We start from the raw sequence: 17,169 nt of genomic DNA on the forward strand, positions 1-17,169 counted from the left end.
ACATTTGGGGCAGCTGGGATGCATAGATAAGAAATCATTGAAGAAACGGTCGTAGGCCGTTTGAAGACCTTGATAAAAACGGGTACTACCTAAGTGCGAGAAGGCGAGAAGAAAGTCTTTATTATTTGGGGAGAGTAAGGTATAATTCATTATGTATTGGTGAGAGAGAAAAGAAGACAGGGGAGCGTGAACTCCAATGCTGTCGCCTTTTCTCTCTTTCTTTCTGTCAGATTTGTATGCGTTTCCTTATTTTACCTTTGCTGGAGACGTTTGACAAGAAAAAAAGGCAATGTGATCCAGCAGACGTGAATACGCTGCTGGATCACATTGCCTTTTTTCGCCTCTTTTTTATCGGTATAGAATGCTTTTCTACATATTAATTCTGAAAATGGAGGGACGAATTACTCTAATAGCATGATTGGATGAGTGTGTGTTATTAACGTACCACCTTCCTCCAGGATGAATCGTAAATTCAGAACGAGTAGATGTATTTTGCCTATCTTGATAGAAAGCATATACGCTTGTATTAAATCTAGCCGTTCCTGTTTCATAAACATTAAACCTGAAAGGCTGACCATTATAGTGAACACCAGTCCCACCAGAAATGGTTAATTCTCCACGAATATTCATATTCAGTTGTTGTGAAGCATTATCATTGGACGCCTTTATAGCACTGTCGGCTGCATTTAGCTCAACAGTAGACCCTTCTCCAACATCTACGTTTATATGGGTATTAAACACTTCAAAAATTGTTCCACTTCTAGAGGTTAACGTTACATTAGAGTTGGTTCCAATACTTAAGTTAGCTGGTCTATTTATATCCCGGCCTGAAGTATTATATACAACACGTTCACCAGAATTAATATTTACAGTGGCATTATTACCAATCACTAAACCACCAGCGCCTGAATTATTGTCTTGTTCAAAAACTCTATAGTTAGTGGTTATATTAACATTTGCGCCATCGTGAATACGAGCAGCTCGATAAAAAGCAAGCGATCTTTGGTCAGAATACTTAACAGTTATATTTCCATGAAAATTAATTTCTGATTCCCATGATTCCCATGCTGATCCTAAATGAGTAGCATTAGGTAAATTATCTCGATTATAAGTTACATTCTCTAAATGGTATCGATAGGAATTACGCCTCATACGAACTAAACCTTGATCTTCATTATTTCTCAAGGAATAAATATTAGAAAAATTTCTTACTACTATATCGTCAATTCGAGCACGAGTGTCTAATCCACCTCCGCTATTTATAGATAAGCTGAAACCATTACCATCAATAATTTTTCGTCTTGAATGAGAATGAACGCCTATAATTGTACTATTTGAAGTTGTTATATCATTCGTTAAGACAACTCGTTCTACTGAAGGATCTTCTATTGCTCTCCTGAAACTATCATAGTCTGAAACTTCACGTGTTACGGCGTTAGGACTAGTTAGTCCTGGTGCGGTTGCAGCGTTCGTATTGGCAGGCTGAAAACTACGAGCAAACTGACTCATTTCTTCTTCATTATCTGATATCTCATCATCAGTTAAAGCATCGTCATTTTCTTCGGGTGTTTCCTCGTCAGTGTTTTCTTCCGAGTCTAGTGTTTCATCTAAGTTTTCTTCTTCGTTAAGTGATGATTCTGAATATTCGTCGGTTGATTCGAGGACATCTTCAACAGGGGCTGATGTTTCTTCTGATAATTCACTAGATACCATCTCATCATTTGAACTATTCTCAGTTTCTTCGGTTTCATCAATCAGTCCATCAGGAATAAACGAATTCTCCAATTCTATTTTCTCGACTGTTGAACCTAAAGATAGTACGGTTGTTCGTATTTCATTTTGTCCTTGATTTAATACAATCGTCTGATCTTCTTCTAGTTCAGGTACCGATTCAAATTCAAATGTTCCATCAGCTTCCACAGTAGTCTCAAAATCTTCTCCGTCAATAAGAACAGAGATGGGATGATCAGCAACCGCCTCACCAGTTAGGGACGAATCACCCGCAAGTGGGGTATTGAGAAAGAAATTAATTTCTTCTACCGCAAAAATTGAATGACTTGTCATTGTCATCATTACAGGATGTAATATTAATGATAATGTAATCATCATTTTTAAAAACTTCTTCATATTCCCCACCTTCTTATTGTTTAGTTCTTAATTTTTTGAGTAATAATAAAATAATAAGTATTAATGTTAATATAAATGCAGCTACACCTATGATGATATATGACCAATTCCAACCTTCATCAATCTCAGCAGCACTTTCATTAATTTCGATTGATTGTTCTTCAGTTATTGAGAAATTCTGGCTAAATTCCCAAGAATCATCCTCATTTTCAACAACTGCATGATAAGTATATTCACCCGGTTCGAGTGGTTGGTTTTCAAAATCTATTGGGAATTCGAATAGGTTATTCGGCCCAATAGAGAATTCATCAACTGTTCGTTCATATAATACCTCTTCATCATTTATTAACGTTTAACAACAACCGCCATTCCTTGGCCTCCGCCAATACATAAAGTTGCTAAACCTGTTTTTGCGTCGCGCTTAATCATTTCGTGAAGGAGTGTAACGAAAATTCGTGTTCCACTTGCTCCAACTGGGTGACCTAATGCAATAGCTCCACCATTAACGTTAACGATATCTGTATCGAAGTTCATTTCTTTAATCACACTTAAAGCTTGAGCAGCAAATGCTTCGTTAGCTTCTATTAAATCTAGATCCTCAACAGTCATATCGATTTTCTCTAATGCCTTCTTAGTAGCTGGAATTGGTCCAGTACCCATAATTGAAGGATCTACTCCCCCACTTGCATAAGACGCAATTGTTGCTAAAGGCTCTAAGCCTAACTCTTCAGCTTTTTCGCGTTTCATTAATAGGACAAGTGCTGCACCATCGTTGATACCTGAAGCATTACCTGCCGTTACGGTTCCGTCTTTTTTGAAGGCTGGTCTTAGTTTGCTTAATTTTTCAGCATTTGCTCCAAAGCGTGGGTACTCATCTGTATCAAATACAACAGGATCACCTTTTCGTTGCGGAATTTCAATTGGAGCAATTTCTTCTTTAAAGCGGTCTGCATTAATCGCTTCTTCAGCTCTGTTTTGACTCATTGCTGCAAGCTCATCTTGCTCTTCACGAGTAAAACCATATTTTTCAGCAATATTCTCAGCTGTAATACCCATATGGTAATCTTCGAATGCATCTACTAAAGCATCTTTTAATAATGCATCCACTGCTTTACTGTCACCCATCTTCTTACCAAAACGGCTATCGTTTAATAAGTATGGTGCGTTACTCATGCTTTCAGTACCGCCAGCTAATACAACTTCATTATCACCTAGTAAAATACTTTGAACACCTAATGCAATTGTTTTTAAACCAGATCCACAAACTTTATTAATCGTTAGTGCTGATGATTCTTGTGGAATACCAGCTTTAATTTGAACTTGTCTTGCAACGTTCTGTCCTAAACCTGCACTGATAACATTTCCTAAAATTACTTCATTAATGATTGCTGGATCGATTGCTGTTTCTTCAATAATATTCTTTGCAACTGATGTCGCTATATCTACTGCTGATACATCTTTTAAATATCCACCAAAAGCTCCAATAGCTGATCTTTTTGCTGCAACTACTACTACATCATTCATGTATATTTTCCTCCTGTAATATGTTCCTTGACTTTCGCTTATAGCAAGCGCTTTCTTTTTCTTATTATAAGTATATCTTAACCAAGTTGCCATCATAAATAAATTAACGATTCTATAAGTTTAACTTATAGAATGTTAAACACTATTGTTGGGGTTCGTAAAATAGCTTAATGATTTCATCAAAAAGCTTTGATTCCGGCTTGCTGTAGACTTCTTTTATGGGTCTACATATATCAAATTCAAATGGAAGAGGATCTTTGAATTTCTTATACTGGTAAAACTCTTCTGATAAATACGTATAGACCGGCCTCGGTAAGATGGCCACCATTTCATTACCTTTAGTTGCTTCTATAATATAGTCCCACGACATAGAAGTCGTAATAAAGTTTGGTTTAATACCCTCAGATTGAAGTTTCTTCGTTACTAAGTCCTGTGTGGTAAATGTTTTATAGAAAGTAGCAATAGGATAAGATGCAATGTCGCTCCAGTTCAGCATCGGTTTATCACTAAGTTTATGATTTGAGTCCATGAAGGCGACCATTTCATCTATCTGAATAACTTGTTGTTCATAATTCTTACTGTTTAAGTTTGTAGGTTTTAACAACACTGCCATATCTAACTCGTTGTCCAGCAGCATTTGTCTTAAGGCGATAGACCCTTCCTCAATCACATCAATGTGCAAATCAGGGTTATCTAATAATAAGTCCGGGAAGAAACTTGAGAAATACACTCTAAGTATTAATGAAGGAATCCCTATACGTACGGTCCCTTTTTGTTTACTCGCTTCAATAGCCATGTCTTCTTCAAGCTTTTGTGACATGCGGATAATATTCTTTGACTGTTCATATAGAATCTCACCTGCAGTAGTCAGTTTACTTAAACGGCCATTCTTTCTAATAAATAACTTAATTGATTTTTCTTTCTCATAATTTGTAATAAATTGACTTAATGCCGATTGACTGACATATAATTGCTTAGATGCTAGGGTTAGATTGAAGCCACTCTCTACAATATGAACAAAATATTCCATATATTTAATATCTATTTCCATCTCTTTTCCTCCTTTTTATCCATTATAAAAGTCACTGCTTTACAAGTCTATTAATTTTATTTATAGATTGTATAATAATAAATTGTTGGAATAAAATATAACATTATCTTATACTCTTTGTAAGCGCTTGTATTGTTGCGTTAAATCAAAAACTAATTATAAAAAATATATTTTAGGGGAGAAAAAATAATGTCAAACAAAGTAGAAATGTTGAAAGAGTTATATCCAGAAGATTTATATGGTTTCACTCAAAAGTTATCAGAAGGTGAAGTGGAAGTTCTTTATGAATTACGTAAAGCTTTAGAAAAACACTTAGACCCAATTATTGCTGAGAGTTGGAACAAAGCTGATTTCCCATTCGATGAGTTTTATAAAGTTGTCGAAGATGTTCATATTATGAACGATCCTCGTTTATTTGAAGGTCGTGACGAAAAGTATAAAGCAAGTGAATTTTATATTATGGGTCTTTACTTAGAGTTAGCTCGTTTTGATGCTTCAATCGCTACATTCTTTACAGTACACGGCGGATTAGGATTCAATACTGTATTACTTGGTGGTAATGAACGTCAAATTGAAGAATTCGCTCCAAAAATTATGAGCTTCGAGTGGCAAACATGTTTCGCTTTAACTGAACCAGATCACGGTTCTGATATCGCTGGTGGATTAGCTACAACAGCCGAACGCGATGGCGATGAGTGGATTTTAAATGGTGAAAAACGTTGGATCGGTGGTTCTGATACAGCTGATATCATTCCTGTTTTTGCTCGTGACACAGAAGATAACCAAGTGAAATGTTTCATGGTTCGTAAAGATGCTGAAGGTTATGAAGCTAGCCCTATTCCAGATAAAGTGAGTTTACGTCCTATTCGCAACGGCCACATCTCAATTAAAAATGTAAGAGTTGCTGAAGAAGACCGTCTACAAAACATCAACAGCTTTAAAGATGTTGCTCGTATTTTAACATTTACGCGTGCAGACGTAGCTCATATTGCTATGGGTGTTACTGCTGGTGCATTTGTTGGAGCTTTAGATTATACTAAGAAACGTGAGCAGTTCAATAAGCCAGTTGCTGGTTACCAGTTAGTTCAAGAGAAATTAGCTCGTATGCAATCAAATGTAGTAACGACATTAGCTTACTCTTCACGTATTGCTGAAATGCAAGAAGAAGGGAATGCCCAAATGTTAAATTCTTCATTAGCTAAAATGTCAAACTCACTGCACATGCGTGAAACTGTTTCATTAGCTCGAGAAGTATGTGGAGGAAACGGTATTACGCTTGGTTCGAAAGTTGCTAGATTCTTCGCTGATGCAGAAGCTATTTACACTTACGAAGGTTCTCACGAAATCAACGCTTTAATCGTTGGACGTGCAATTACTGGACTTGGTGCTTTCGTATAAATCAATTTTTCAACAACCATTTGGCTCTCCTATTTAAGTAGGAGAGCTTTTTTATTCCCATAGTGTTATGATTAGGCTAACTATCTGAAAGTAATTAAAATTTAAACTTGAGGTGTCTGTTATGATTGAACAAAATCTAAATGTTAGTAAATTGAACGTAGGCGATACTTTTGAAAGTAAAACTTACACTCTAACGAAAGAAGAAATTATTAATTTTGCTACTCAATATGATCCCCAGTATTTTCATTTAGATGAAGAGATGGCTAAAGAAAGTTTATTTGGTGAATTAGTATCGAGCGGATGGCTAACAGCCTCAATCTCTATGCGTTTATGGGTTGAAAGTATTGCTATTGAAAATGGATTTATTGGATCTGAAGTTAACCTTAAATGGTACAGTCCTGTTAAACCTGGTGATCAATTGAGAGTTAATTCTGAAATAACAGAATTAGAAGAAGGCAATTCACAGGATAGTAAAGTTAGCCTGAATAATTCATAGCTAACTGTGGATAACTATTTCACTGACTATTTTCGTTCATTTGAGTATTTTTGTTGTCTTGACTGGCTCGAATAAAGTCGGTTCAGGCAGATTTTGATTGGTTCGCCCCCAAAAAGGGTATACCACCCCCTTGGTTTTACACTAGTTAAAAAAAGACGTCTGACTCAATCATAAAGCTAATGCAAGAGGACAAGCGATTGAATATTCTCAAGCACTTCCCAAAAGAGGGAATCAAATACGTGAGATGATGCCAAACGAACTCTTAGTTGCCTGGCATGACTCGTTAGTCTTCCTGCAATATGAAAGAGTTTGAAAACGAATTGTTGAAATGGTCGACCGTTTCATTTCCTTTGGAAAGGTCGCTTCTTTCATGAGATGGACCAAATTGTAGGCGATACAACTCATCATCATTCGGGCTTGATTCGCCACATAAGTTGAGCTGTCGGTCTTATCAAAGGAAAATCCATTCTTGATTTCTTTGATACAAATTTCCATCGTACCACGCTTTTGATACAGCTTAAATACAGTTTCGGCAGAGAGTCCATGAAAGTTAGTGACAATAAACTCATACTTAGTAAACAGAAGGTTTCCAGCTTCACGAGTCGCTTTTACAGCGACTTCTCGGGAAATATCCCAACTACCTGCTTGATAGTCCATAAGAAAATATTGGTGTTCGTCCTTAGTAAAGTCCGTCGTTTCTCCATAATGCACGCGGTGATGTGCGAGATCTTTCAGTTTATGATTCACTTTCAACCGAATCACATACTTGACTTGTTCTTCTTCACAAAGGGAATAGATCTCTGGTTTGGCAAAGCCACTGTCTCCACGAACAGTCAGAAACATCTCACAAGAATGTTTCTTGTGTTGACGGATAATAGCGGCTAAAAAGTCTTCTGCCGCATTGGACGTATAGACATTTCTAGGACGAAGTCGGGCATCTAAAAACAATCCAGTTAATCCGTCAAAAGCGACTAAAGGATGGTACCCATTGGTACCGTAATACGTCTTGAAATCTGTGTGTTCTTGATGGCCAAAGGTATCCGAGTGCGTAGAATCGATATCAATCACCATGTGTTGTGTGTTCGTATGGTGGATCCAATCATCTGCCAAGCCTTTGGCGATTTGTTGGAATTGAGCCACATTTTCTTCAGTCAGTTCATGAATAAAGCGAGAAATCATGGATTGAGAAGAGAGCTGATCTTTTCCAAGCCCTTGCTTTAGAATAGGATCTAGGCGTAGACGGTTCGCAGCGGAATCTTGTGGATAACCGGCGATGAGTTGTACGATTAGTTGCTTCAATATTTCTTCGTACTCATGAATACAATAGGCACGAGAATCATTTAAATGAAAGAACTCCTTAAGCATCTCATCAAACTTAATCTTGTGTAAAAACTCAAAAAGTAAAAGAAGTCCGGCATCATTAAACAATTGTCCTCCATCGTTTGAAACAATCATATTTGAGTTGAATTTCAGCGATTTTTCTTGTAAAGTTTCCATATAAGAGCACACCTCTTTTTGGTATTTGGGTTTTGGTTGACTTTACAATATCACAGAGTGTGCTCTTTTTGTATCTTTTTTACTTCACCCAACGGGTGAACAATGAATAGAGTGGTAAACGTTATTAATTCGGGATAAATGCTAGTTCTGACAAATAAGTATGAATAATTCAGGATGTATTTTCCATTAAAAGGTGGCTCTTTTGATAGTGGTGAGCAAGAATATATAAAAGCTGTAGATGACGTCACTTTTTCAGTGTATGAAGGAGAGACTTTAGGAATTGTTGGAGAATCTGGAAGTGGTAAAACAACCTTAGGACGTACAATGATCCGTTTAAATGAACCAACGGCGGGTGAAATTCTTTATGAAGGGGAAGATATATCAAATTTTTCGAGAAAAGAGTTGACTCCTTATCGGAAAGATATGCAGATAATTTTTCAAGACCCCTATTCATCCTTGGATCCAAGGATGACAGTCGGAGAGATTATTGAAGAACCTTTAGTTATTAAAAAAAAGTTAAGTCTTACTAAAAGAACTGAACGCGTAAAGAAACTCATGGAAATGTGTGGTTTAAACGAAAGTTTCATTAATCGTTATCCACATGAGTTTTCAGGCGGACAGCGGCAGCGTATTGGTATTGCTCGCTCCTTAGCATTGAATCCAAAAATGATAGTTTGTGATGAAGCAGTATCGGCTTTAGATGTATCTATTCAATCTCAAATCATGAATTTATTACTTTACTTACAACGGCGTGAAAATTTAACTTACGTTTTTATTTCTCATAACTTAAAGGTGGTCTACCACATGTCTGACCGAATAGCGGTAATGTATCATGGAAAAATTGTAGAACTAGCAGATCGTGAAGAATTATATTTCAATCCGATTCATGATTATACAAAATCATTACTCAAAGTAATTCCCAATGTTGAAAACGGGTATATTGCAGGTGGGAGTCAGATTAATTACGAAGCGAGTTTACCAGATGGATATTCATTTACTAAAATAATTGAAGACAATCAAGCTTTATACGAAGTAAAACCTGGACATTATGTATATTGTTATAAAAAATAGTAGGAATGGAGCAGATAAATGAATAAAGATTTGAAATATTTAGACACACAACTACCAGAGGATATAGCAAAACTAAAAGCCGTGGGTGAGTATGACCGAGTCGAAAGAATCATCGATAAACGCTTGGAAAAAGATTTACCGGTTGCTTTAAGAAAGAGATTAGAACAAGAAAAAGAAATACTACCTATTATTAGAGATTCTTATCCTCATACCTACGAGGCAGCATTATCATTATTTAAAGATAATATTGCCGATTTTAAAACCGAAGAATTCGAAAGTTTACGCGATGAAGATGCCTTAGATTGGGTATATTTGGATGGCGAAATTCATTTCCGAGAAAACATTTTACAAAATATTATGAAAACTCGTCCCAATTATGCCAAACGTTGTACTAACCCTGAATTACTAGATAAGCGCACAAATTTACTTAATGAAACAATGCATAAGATGAAAGAAAAAGGGGAATTGACTTATCATATTCGTTTACGTGCAACTTTGAAGGTGAAACCAGAGGCTCAAAAACCAGGAGAGAAAATTAGAGTTCACTTGCCTTTGCCGATTGAATATGCTCAAGTAAAGAACTTTAGACTCATTGATACATCTCATAAATCAGCTCTAGTGAATGAACCTGACCATCCAGCAAGAACCGTTTATTTTGAGAAAGAATATGAAGCGGACGAAGAGTTTTATGTGGAATATGAATTCGATAATCATATGGTGTATAAAAATCCTTTGCTGGAAGAAGTAGACGAAGCACAACCTACATTTTATACTGAAGAACAATTACCACATATTAAATTTTCACCTTATATCAAATCAGTAGCTAAAGAGATTATCGGGAATGAAACCAATCCTCTTGAAAAAGCACGTTTAATTTACGAATATATTACTAAAAATGTGATGTATTCGTTTGTCCGTCCTTATTACACCATTACAGATATTCCAACTTACGCTTTAACAGGTTTTAAAGGAGATTGTGGTATCCAAGCTCTTACTTTTATTACCTTATGTCGTGCAGTTGGAGTTCCAGCAAGATGGCAGGCTGGCTTATACACCAATCCAGAAACAATAGGAAATCATGATTGGGCTCAATTTTATGTAGCCCCATTTGGCTGGTTATATGCCGATACTTCTTTTGGTGGCTCAGCATACCGAACAGGTGAAGAAGAACGATGGAAATTCTACTTCGGGAACTTAGAACCATTCAGAATGCCAGCAGTATCCGATTTTCAACATGATTTTACACCTGCGTTAGATTTCAGTCGAAATGATCCGTATGATAATCAAAACGGAGAAGCTGAATTCGAAAGTGGAAAATTAACTTATAATGATATTGAAACAACGGAAGTCGCTATTGAAATTTATGAAAAGGAAGATTAATCGATGAAAATTACTAAAATTTCTCACAAAACAATTACTATTGAACCTATTGTAAGTTTCAAAATTGCGAGTTCAGATGATACTCGGACGGATACAATTATTGTAAAGGTTGAAACGGATGCAGGGGTTACCGGGTATGGTGAATCTCAGCCTTCGAAAGTTGTTACTGGTAATAACATAGAAGATGTAACAAATTTCTTAACGGAAATGGACAATACATTAAAAGGTGAAAATCCTTTAAACATCGGGCGCATACATGAAATCATGAACCGCCAATACAAAGGGAAGACTGCAGGAAAAGCTGGTATCGATTTAGCTTTATATGATATTTTAGGAAAACACACAGGCCTTCCAGTTTACCAATTGTTAGGGGGATCATCAAACCAGGTAGAATCAGACATGACAATCGGAATCGATGAACCTAAAGAAATGGCGAAACTTGCAAGACAATATGTCGATGAAGGATTTAATATTCTGAAAATAAAAGTTGGATTGAATGCGAAAGATGATATAGAAGCGATTCGTTTAATTCGAGAAGAAGTTGGACCAGATATCAGTCTCCGAGTGGATGCGAACCAAGGCTACTATAAGAAACAAGCCGTCCGTGTTCTAAATGAATTTTATAAGTATGGTGTGGAAGAAGTAGAACAACCTGTTCCATATTGGGATTATGAAGGTATGAAGTTTATTAAAGACAATGTAACACAACAAATTATGATGGATGAATCTGTCCTCTCACCCCAAGATGCATTTCGCGCGATTAAGGAAGAAGCATGCGATATCATCAATATTAAATTAATGAAATCCGGTGGCATTTATCCTGCCTTACAAATAAATGCGATCGCACAAGCTGCTGGCTTACAATGTATGGTAGGTTGTATGTCTGAATCCCGTATTGGCATTGCTGCTGGAGCAGCTTTAGCTGCTTCACAAAAAAATATTACGTATGCGGACTTAGATAGTTATCGTATGAGTAAAGAGGTTCCCGGCATTAAGAGTGATTTCACGCAAGAAGGTGGAATTATGACTTTGTCAGAAAAACCAGGACTAGGATTAGATATTGATTTAGAATTTTAATATTTAGTCTACAATCATATTATTAATCCCCCCAAAAAGTTAGTCATTTACTCTAACTTTTGGAGGGATTTTTATTGTCTTTAATATACGACTTAAATTAGAAAAGCAAACTCTTCGATGATTTTTTGTTCTAAGGATACACCGTTTTACTTCATTAATTGTTTGGCGGCAGTTAACCTAGGTGGTGGGCCACAGACTGGCCAAGTAGCTTTTTCATACATTTCTTCTAGATTTTCATCTGCAATGTTTCAAAGGTAAATTGTATTGAGTATTTACAGTTACCACCTTGCTCTAAAGCATCTACAATTATTGGCCTTTTATTTATAGCTTTAAGCAAACTAATCGCATTTGTTGGCCTTCCCTCTAATACAACTATTAGCACATCATTGTAAAGCTCTAAGTAGTTCATCAGTGATTACTCCTTCCAATTCTTAAAAAGACTATGTTATTAATTACACCACAAACTAACCTAAGTTTTAAAAAATAGACAAAAACCATTTCTTGCATGTATCGAGTCATATAGACTGCAAATTATTATCATCACTTATGATACGGTTCATTCCGCATAATCCGAAAGGCTCGATAGACTTGCTCTACTAATATCAGTCGCATCAGCTGGTGAGGGTAGGTCATTTTTCCGAATGAGATGGTTGTGTCGCTGCGCTTCATGACGGCTTCGCTTAATCCTAGTGAGCCACCGATGACAAATACGATCTTGCTGCTGCCGTGGATCATGAGCTGTTCGATTTCTTTGGCGAAAGATTCAGAGGTGCGTTCTTTTGATTCGATCGCCAATGCAAAGACATAAGCCTGATCCGGTATTTTGGCCAGAATCCGTTCCCCTTCTTTATCTTTCACCTGAACCATTTCTGCTTCGCTCAGATTCTCCGGTGCTTTTTCATCCGGGACTTCTACCATTTTTATTTTTGTATAGGCACCAAGTCGTTTGGTGTATTCCTCGATGCCTTTCTTCAGATACTTCTCTTTCAGTTTTCCTACTGAGACTATAGTGATATCCATAACCGACTCCTTTTAAACCTGATCCAGAATTTTCGCCAGGATGCGTTTCATTTCAAAGTATTCTTCTTCTTCAAGCTTTATTTCTTTTGTAAATGCCAGAGGGACTTCTGCGATTTCAGACTCCAGCGCTTTTCCTTTTTCAGTCAGACTGACTTCGACCACGCGCTCATCCTGAAATGACCGTGCCCGCTGGATCAGTCCTCTTTCTTCCATACGCTTGAGCATCGGTGTGAGTGTGCCTGAATCAAGAAACAGTCTTTCGCCAAGTGCTTTGACTGATAAGGTGTCTGTTTCAAATAAAACCAGCAGCACCAGGTACTGCGGATACGTTACGTTGAATTTTTCCAGTAAAGGACGATAGATTTTCGTAAATTGTCTCGTTGCTGCGTAAAGCGGAAAGCATAGCTGATTGTCCAGTTTTAATATGTCTAATGTCATCTCGTTCACTCCTTCCCTATATTATAGCAATTTACTTTTTAAGTTCCTATAGTTTGACACGGATAATTTAATTGTGTACAATATAATTGCAATCAATTAAAAAGAGGAAAGAGGTTACAAATATGGGACTCGCATTATATACTGCATCATCTACAGCGACAGGCGGACGTAAAGGTCATGTCAAATCGTCAGACGGCACACTCGATTTAAATTTGTCTTTACCAAAAGGATTAGGTGGAAAAGAAGAAGCAGGCATGACCAATCCGGAACAGCTCTTTTCTGCAGGATATGCCGATTGTTTTGACAGTGTGCTTCAGATGGTTGCACGTCAGGCTAAAATGAAAACAACATCTTCTGTTACAGCTAACGTCAGCATTGAGAAGAAACTGAAAGGTTTCGGGTTAAGTGTTGAATTGGCTGTTGAAATCGAAGGGGTATCTCAAAAAGAAGCAGAAGAATTGGTTAATCAGGCCCACCAGGTCTGTCCGTATTCACGTGCCATTGAAGGCAACGTCAAAGTCAAGAAAACAGTTAAAGCAATCTAGTCTTTTCTTATCCACAGTTCTCCTCTTTGATCTCTCAGGCTTCCCCTGGGAGATCTTTTTAGTTTTCCACCCTCTTTCCACACTTATCCCCAAAGTTATCCACATATCCACAGGTTCTGTTCCCGTTTTTTCGAGTGATTCATACATTTTTACCGAAAAAGTAGATTGTTTGCTTTTAAAGTTATGCACAGTTTTACACAGCTCTATTTTTTCCTCTCTGAAACATAAAACCTTATAGTACCAACGTTTAAAAGATACATTTTGTTATGCTAAAAAAAGTTATACACACCGGGTTTGTGCACTGTGTATAACTTTTTCAGCAAATCTTTGATATACCGGGCTTCTATTTTCCACTTTCCACACCCGAACAAGGTTATCCCGAAAGTTATACACAAAACGAGAAAAGCGGAACATGTCAGCCCTGACACCTTCAAAAAATAGTGGGTGTGGCCCTGAATTGCTGTGCCTCTAGCATTTTCAATGCGTAGAGGCAGAGTATGCGTCAGAAGAGCATCCTGCGCAATAGGTCCACCCATCTTTTTTTGAACGGTGTCAGACTTGTCCTTACAAGTTGTAGTGCTTTAGCACGTACAACTATTGTTGAGATCGACCGAGCGCTAGCGAGTAGTGTAGCTAGACAGTATGAATTATCATACGAAACTTAAGCTTCTTTTCAAAAAAATACACAGCCCTTTATCAGCAGCTGTGTATCCCCAGATTTTCAGTTTATATCATTTCTTCTGAACTTCGCATGGTGATCGTTGTGGATTGCAGTTCACCATCCCGGTAGAACTCGACTTCCACTTCCTGACCAATTTCTGTATCGTAGATTTCCTTTCTCAGTTCGATTCCGTTCTGAACGTCTACCCCATTGAATGAAACAATCACATCATTGGCTTCCATTCCGGCATCTGCGGCTGCGCTACCTGTTGCGACTTCAGCAACTACGACGCCTCCATCGATATCTTCAGGCAGATTCAGGATAGCCTGCTGCTGTTGTGGAGAGACCATGGACAGATCGACCATGCCTATACCTAGGAGCGGTCTGACGACTTCTCCATTTTCTTCAAGCTGATTGATGATATCGACCGCATCATTACTTGGAATGGCAAAGCCCATCCCTTCGATTGTAGACGATGAGATTTTCATTGAGTTGATCCCGATAACTTGTCCGGCTATGTTGACTAGTGGACCACCGGAGTTCCCTGGGTTGATAGCTGCGTCGGTCTGGATCGCTGTCATTTCCCAATCCATTTCACCATCCATATTGGTATCGACAGGTACCGTACGTTCAACGGCCGAAATAATGCCTGATGTCACCGATGTCGCAAAGTTCGTCCCAAGAGGTGAACCAATAGCTATAGCCGGTTCTCCAACGGTCAGATTCCCAGAATCTCCGAATTCAGCTACCGTTGAAACTTCTTCCGAATCAATTGATAGAACGGCCAGGTCTGTCCAGACGTCTGCACCGATGACGGTTGCTTCAACACGTGTGCCGTCTTTAAATAGGACTTCAATTGCATCCGATCCTTCGATTACGTGATTATTTGTAAAGACGTAGGCAGTGTCTCCGTCCACTTTATAAACGGCACCGCTTCCTGTTCCTGCCTGAAGAAGATTTTCTTCATCATCCTCGGTCGCCTCGGTTTCTCCATACCATCCCCATGGAGTGGTTCCTGTACGCTGGAGATTGATGATCGATACCGCCGCATCGTTAATGACATCGACCGCATCCGTGATACCTGATGAGACGTCTACACGCATTTCAGAGACGGTTACTCGTCCGTCTTCGTCTACCACACCATTTTGAGTATCTTCTTCCAGTTCAGTTGTTTCATTATCTAACAAGTCACACCCGACAAGAAAAGAGGATGTAAGCATAAGTGCTAAAAATGATGACCATTTCTTAGTTTTAGTTTCCATCGTTGTTCCTCCTACTATATAAAAGTATGTTTACTGTATCACCTATTTTTGTTCAATAAGTGAAGTGTTTATTAAAAAACTATCTGTTATTTTCAGTTTAACATATTTTGTAATTTTACAGTATTCTAACGGTCTTTGATCTATTGTTTCCTCCCTTATTATAATAATTTTTCTTCGATTGGCAAGAGTGATTTTCATGAAAATCACGTCCTATTCTGTCCTGGTTTTAGTTAACCAGGCTCACTATCTGCAGGCCCGTCGAATGGGATTGATTCCACTTGTTAACCGCACAGGACATAACTGAAGCTTGTCTAAAAATTAAGGGGGGGAAATGTCAGTAAACTGTTTCTACTTGTAGCTTATCCCCATTTCCATACTCGCAGCTGCCACTAGACCAGGTCTAATTATACCTTATTCTCAAAAAGGATTCCAAACTGCCACTAGCCCCCTTTTAGCGGCACCTTAATCTATCTATGGATCTCAAACTGCAGCTAAACGCGTTCTAATGACAGCTTATTCCTACAATAGATGCTAAACTATCATTAGATTCCCCCTAACGAGACCTTAACAGTACGTCTACCGCCTGAACTATAGCTAGACGACCAACTAACGGCATCTCAGCCAAGCGACTAAATCGTAAACTAAAACTAGCCCGCCCTACACCCACAAAGCCCTTCAAGATTGGAAGATTTGAGGCACTCAAATCTGACCCCTTAAAAAAAGCACTGGACGGCAGGAAAAAGTCTTCCATATGGTCTGGTGCTCCATAAACTCTTATTCAGTTGTTCCTAAAGGGTGAACAGGTCGCACGGTTCCACCGGATCTGTGTCGAAAAGTCTGAACCGGTGATTGACGCCTGTGTCTTTTCTGACTAGGATGTCTTCTACAGTCGAGTGTGCGATTTCCTTCACGTTGTTTTCTTTGCTTAGATGCCCTAAGTACACGCGCTTGGTCCGGTCCCCGACAATTTCTGCCAGAGCCAGCGCGCCGTCTTCATTGGATAAGTGGCCTTTGTCCCCGATAATCCGCTGCTTCAGCGACCATGGATAACGCCCCATTCTCAGCATGCTCACATCGTGATTGCTTTCAAACAGATACGCTTCTGCATCTTTCACATAGTCGCGCATACGGTCGCTCACGTAACCCGTATCCGTCAGCATCACGAACCGTTTATCGTCTTTCTGAAACGTGTAGAACTGAGGATCGATGGCATCGTGAGAGACGCCGAAACTGGAGACATCAATGTCACCGAGTGTCAATGTCTTGTCGATGGAAAAGTGATTCTTCTGTTCAACTTTCAGATTACCCAGTTTGGACTCCATTGCTTTCCAGGTCTTTTCATTGGCATAGACGTCCAGGCCATATTTACGCGCCAGGATACCGACGCCTTTGATATGATCTGAATGCTCATGCGTGACCAGGATCGCATCAAGATCTTCCGGTCGTCTGCCAATTTTACTTAATAATTCAATGGCTTTTTTTCCGCTGAATCCGCAGTCCACCAGAAGGCGGGTGCTGCCTGATTCGACGTAAGTGATATTACCGGTACTGCCGCTTGCCAGTACACTGATATTCAAGCCGGATTGTGCTGTTTCCATCATGACTACTACCTCTCCCTGCAA

The 17,169-nt window shown here is 38.4% G+C and carries 15 protein-coding genes and 1 pseudogene; 6 read left to right on the forward strand and 10 right to left on the reverse strand.

The genetic code is table 11. From position 1 onward, the window contains the following. Positions 1–369: 369 nt before the first annotated feature. From BLR76_RS06585 to BLR76_RS06600, 4 genes are all read right to left on the reverse strand, one after another. Complete coding sequence (locus BLR76_RS06585) at positions 370–2,127, reverse strand: pectate lyase-like adhesive domain-containing protein (protein WP_091267051.1); 1,758 nt, start codon at positions 2,125–2,127, stop codon at positions 370–372. A 13-nt stretch (positions 2,128–2,140) separates the two neighbouring features. Then, on the reverse strand, positions 2,141–2,473 hold the full coding sequence (locus tag BLR76_RS12475; protein ID WP_091267111.1) for a WxL protein host-binding domain-containing protein: 333 nt from the start codon (positions 2,471–2,473) through the stop codon (positions 2,141–2,143). Next, positions 2,473–3,651 carry an acetyl-CoA C-acetyltransferase gene (locus BLR76_RS06595; protein ID WP_091267054.1) on the reverse strand — a complete coding sequence of 393 codons (1,179 nt, stop codon included), beginning with the start codon at positions 3,649–3,651 and terminating at the stop codon, positions 2,473–2,475. The genes BLR76_RS12475 and BLR76_RS06595 overlap by 1 nt, the downstream gene beginning before the upstream one ends. A 142-nt stretch (positions 3,652–3,793) precedes the next feature. Then, positions 3,794–4,702 carry a LysR family transcriptional regulator gene (locus BLR76_RS06600; RefSeq protein ID WP_091267057.1) on the reverse strand — a complete coding sequence of 303 codons (909 nt, stop codon included), beginning with the start codon at positions 4,700–4,702 and terminating at the stop codon, positions 3,794–3,796. A gap of 189 nt (positions 4,703–4,891) precedes the next feature. On the opposite strand from BLR76_RS06600, the gene fadE reads away from it, so the two are divergent. Both fadE and BLR76_RS06610 read left to right on the forward strand, forming a co-directional pair. Continuing rightward, on the forward strand, positions 4,892–6,100 hold the full coding sequence (gene fadE / locus BLR76_RS06605; protein ID WP_091267060.1) for an acyl-CoA dehydrogenase FadE: 1,209 nt from the start codon (positions 4,892–4,894) through the stop codon (positions 6,098–6,100). 121 nt (positions 6,101–6,221) lie between these two features. Then, positions 6,222–6,596: a MaoC/PaaZ C-terminal domain-containing protein gene (locus BLR76_RS06610; RefSeq protein ID WP_091267063.1), complete on the forward strand. Its 375-nt coding sequence runs from the start codon at positions 6,222–6,224 to the stop codon at positions 6,594–6,596. A 176-nt stretch (positions 6,597–6,772) separates the two neighbouring features. Here the strand turns inward: BLR76_RS06610 and BLR76_RS06615 are convergent. Next, positions 6,773–8,093, reverse strand: a pseudogene (locus tag BLR76_RS06615) (IS1380 family transposase). Positions 8,094–8,267: 174 nt separating this feature from the next. Between BLR76_RS06615 and BLR76_RS06620 the strand changes: the two are divergent. The 3 genes from BLR76_RS06620 to BLR76_RS06630 are packed head-to-tail and all read left to right on the forward strand — an operon-like array spanning position 8,268 to position 11,621. Continuing rightward, positions 8,268–9,164 (forward strand): ABC transporter ATP-binding protein, encoded by an 897-nt coding sequence (locus tag BLR76_RS06620; RefSeq protein WP_091267065.1) that lies wholly within the window; start codon positions 8,268–8,270, stop codon positions 9,162–9,164. Positions 9,165–9,182: 18 nt separating this feature from the next. Next, positions 9,183–10,544, forward strand: a complete 1,362-nt coding sequence (locus BLR76_RS06625) for a transglutaminase-like domain-containing protein (RefSeq protein ID WP_091267068.1) — start codon at positions 9,183–9,185, stop codon at positions 10,542–10,544. Between the two features lie 3 nt (positions 10,545–10,547). Further along, complete coding sequence (locus tag BLR76_RS06630) at positions 10,548–11,621, forward strand: mandelate racemase/muconate lactonizing enzyme family protein (protein WP_091267069.1); 1,074 nt, start codon at positions 10,548–10,550, stop codon at positions 11,619–11,621. Positions 11,622–11,847: 226 nt separating this feature from the next. On the opposite strand, the gene BLR76_RS06635 is transcribed toward BLR76_RS06630, so the two are convergent. The 3 genes from BLR76_RS06635 to BLR76_RS06645 all read right to left on the reverse strand — a co-directional run bounded on the left by BLR76_RS06635 (position 11,848) and on the right by BLR76_RS06645 (position 13,079). Then, entirely contained in the window at positions 11,848–12,030 is a 183-nt protein-coding gene (locus tag BLR76_RS06635; protein ID WP_091267072.1) for a hypothetical protein, read from the reverse strand. Positions 12,031–12,161: 131 nt separating this feature from the next. Further along, positions 12,162–12,641, reverse strand: coding sequence for a 23S rRNA (pseudouridine(1915)-N(3))-methyltransferase RlmH (gene rlmH, locus BLR76_RS06640; protein WP_091267073.1), 480 nt, complete (start codon positions 12,639–12,641; stop codon positions 12,162–12,164). A gap of 12 nt (positions 12,642–12,653) precedes the next feature. Further along, complete coding sequence (locus tag BLR76_RS06645) at positions 12,654–13,079, reverse strand: MarR family winged helix-turn-helix transcriptional regulator (protein WP_091267074.1); 426 nt, start codon at positions 13,077–13,079, stop codon at positions 12,654–12,656. A 122-nt stretch (positions 13,080–13,201) separates the two neighbouring features. Here BLR76_RS06645 and BLR76_RS06650 point away from each other — a divergent pair, with 122 nt between their 5' ends. Continuing rightward, positions 13,202–13,624 (forward strand): organic hydroperoxide resistance protein, encoded by a 423-nt coding sequence (locus BLR76_RS06650; RefSeq protein WP_091267077.1) that lies wholly within the window; start codon positions 13,202–13,204, stop codon positions 13,622–13,624. Positions 13,625–14,350: 726 nt separating this feature from the next. Here BLR76_RS06650 and BLR76_RS06660 read toward each other — a convergent pair. Both BLR76_RS06660 and BLR76_RS06670 read right to left on the reverse strand, forming a co-directional pair. After that, positions 14,351–15,547: a S1C family serine protease gene (locus BLR76_RS06660; protein ID WP_091267080.1), complete on the reverse strand. Its 1,197-nt coding sequence runs from the start codon at positions 15,545–15,547 to the stop codon at positions 14,351–14,353. A 788-nt stretch (positions 15,548–16,335) separates the two neighbouring features. Next, positions 16,336–17,145, reverse strand: coding sequence for an MBL fold metallo-hydrolase (locus tag BLR76_RS06670; RefSeq protein WP_091267113.1), 810 nt, complete (start codon positions 17,143–17,145; stop codon positions 16,336–16,338). Positions 17,146–17,169 lie beyond the last annotated feature (24 nt).

Origin of the sequence: Alkalibacterium thalassium, from assembly GCF_900101165.1 — a bacterium.
GTDB classification, from domain to species: domain Bacteria; phylum Bacillota; class Bacilli; order Lactobacillales; family Carnobacteriaceae_A; genus Alkalibacterium; species Alkalibacterium indicireducens.

Coding starts and splice junctions, on each gene's coding strand:
- BLR76_RS06585 (WP_091267051.1), bottom strand. CDS start 2,127: ATGAAGAAGTTTTTAAAAATGATGATTACATTATCATTAATATTACAT.
- BLR76_RS06595 (WP_091267054.1), bottom strand. CDS start 3,651: ATGAATGATGTAGTAGTAGTTGCAGCAAAAAGATCAGCTATTGGAGCT.
- BLR76_RS06600 (WP_091267057.1), bottom strand. CDS start 4,702: ATGGAAATAGATATTAAATATATGGAATATTTTGTTCATATTGTAGAG.
- fadE (WP_091267060.1), top strand. CDS start 4,892: ATGTCAAACAAAGTAGAAATGTTGAAAGAGTTATATCCAGAAGATTTA.
- BLR76_RS06610 (WP_091267063.1), top strand. CDS start 6,222: ATGATTGAACAAAATCTAAATGTTAGTAAATTGAACGTAGGCGATACT.
- BLR76_RS06620 (WP_091267065.1), top strand. CDS start 8,268: ATGTATTTTCCATTAAAAGGTGGCTCTTTTGATAGTGGTGAGCAAGAA.
- BLR76_RS06625 (WP_091267068.1), top strand. CDS start 9,183: ATGAATAAAGATTTGAAATATTTAGACACACAACTACCAGAGGATATA.
- BLR76_RS06630 (WP_091267069.1), top strand. CDS start 10,548: ATGAAAATTACTAAAATTTCTCACAAAACAATTACTATTGAACCTATT.
- BLR76_RS06635 (WP_091267072.1), bottom strand. CDS start 12,030: ATGAACTACTTAGAGCTTTACAATGATGTGCTAATAGTTGTATTAGAG.
- rlmH (WP_091267073.1), bottom strand. CDS start 12,641: ATGGATATCACTATAGTCTCAGTAGGAAAACTGAAAGAGAAGTATCTG.
- BLR76_RS06645 (WP_091267074.1), bottom strand. CDS start 13,079: ATGACATTAGACATATTAAAACTGGACAATCAGCTATGCTTTCCGCTT.
- BLR76_RS06650 (WP_091267077.1), top strand. CDS start 13,202: ATGGGACTCGCATTATATACTGCATCATCTACAGCGACAGGCGGACGT.
- BLR76_RS06660 (WP_091267080.1), bottom strand. CDS start 15,547: ATGGAAACTAAAACTAAGAAATGGTCATCATTTTTAGCACTTATGCTT.
- BLR76_RS06670 (WP_091267113.1), bottom strand. CDS start 17,145: ATGGAAACAGCACAATCCGGCTTGAATATCAGTGTACTGGCAAGCGGC.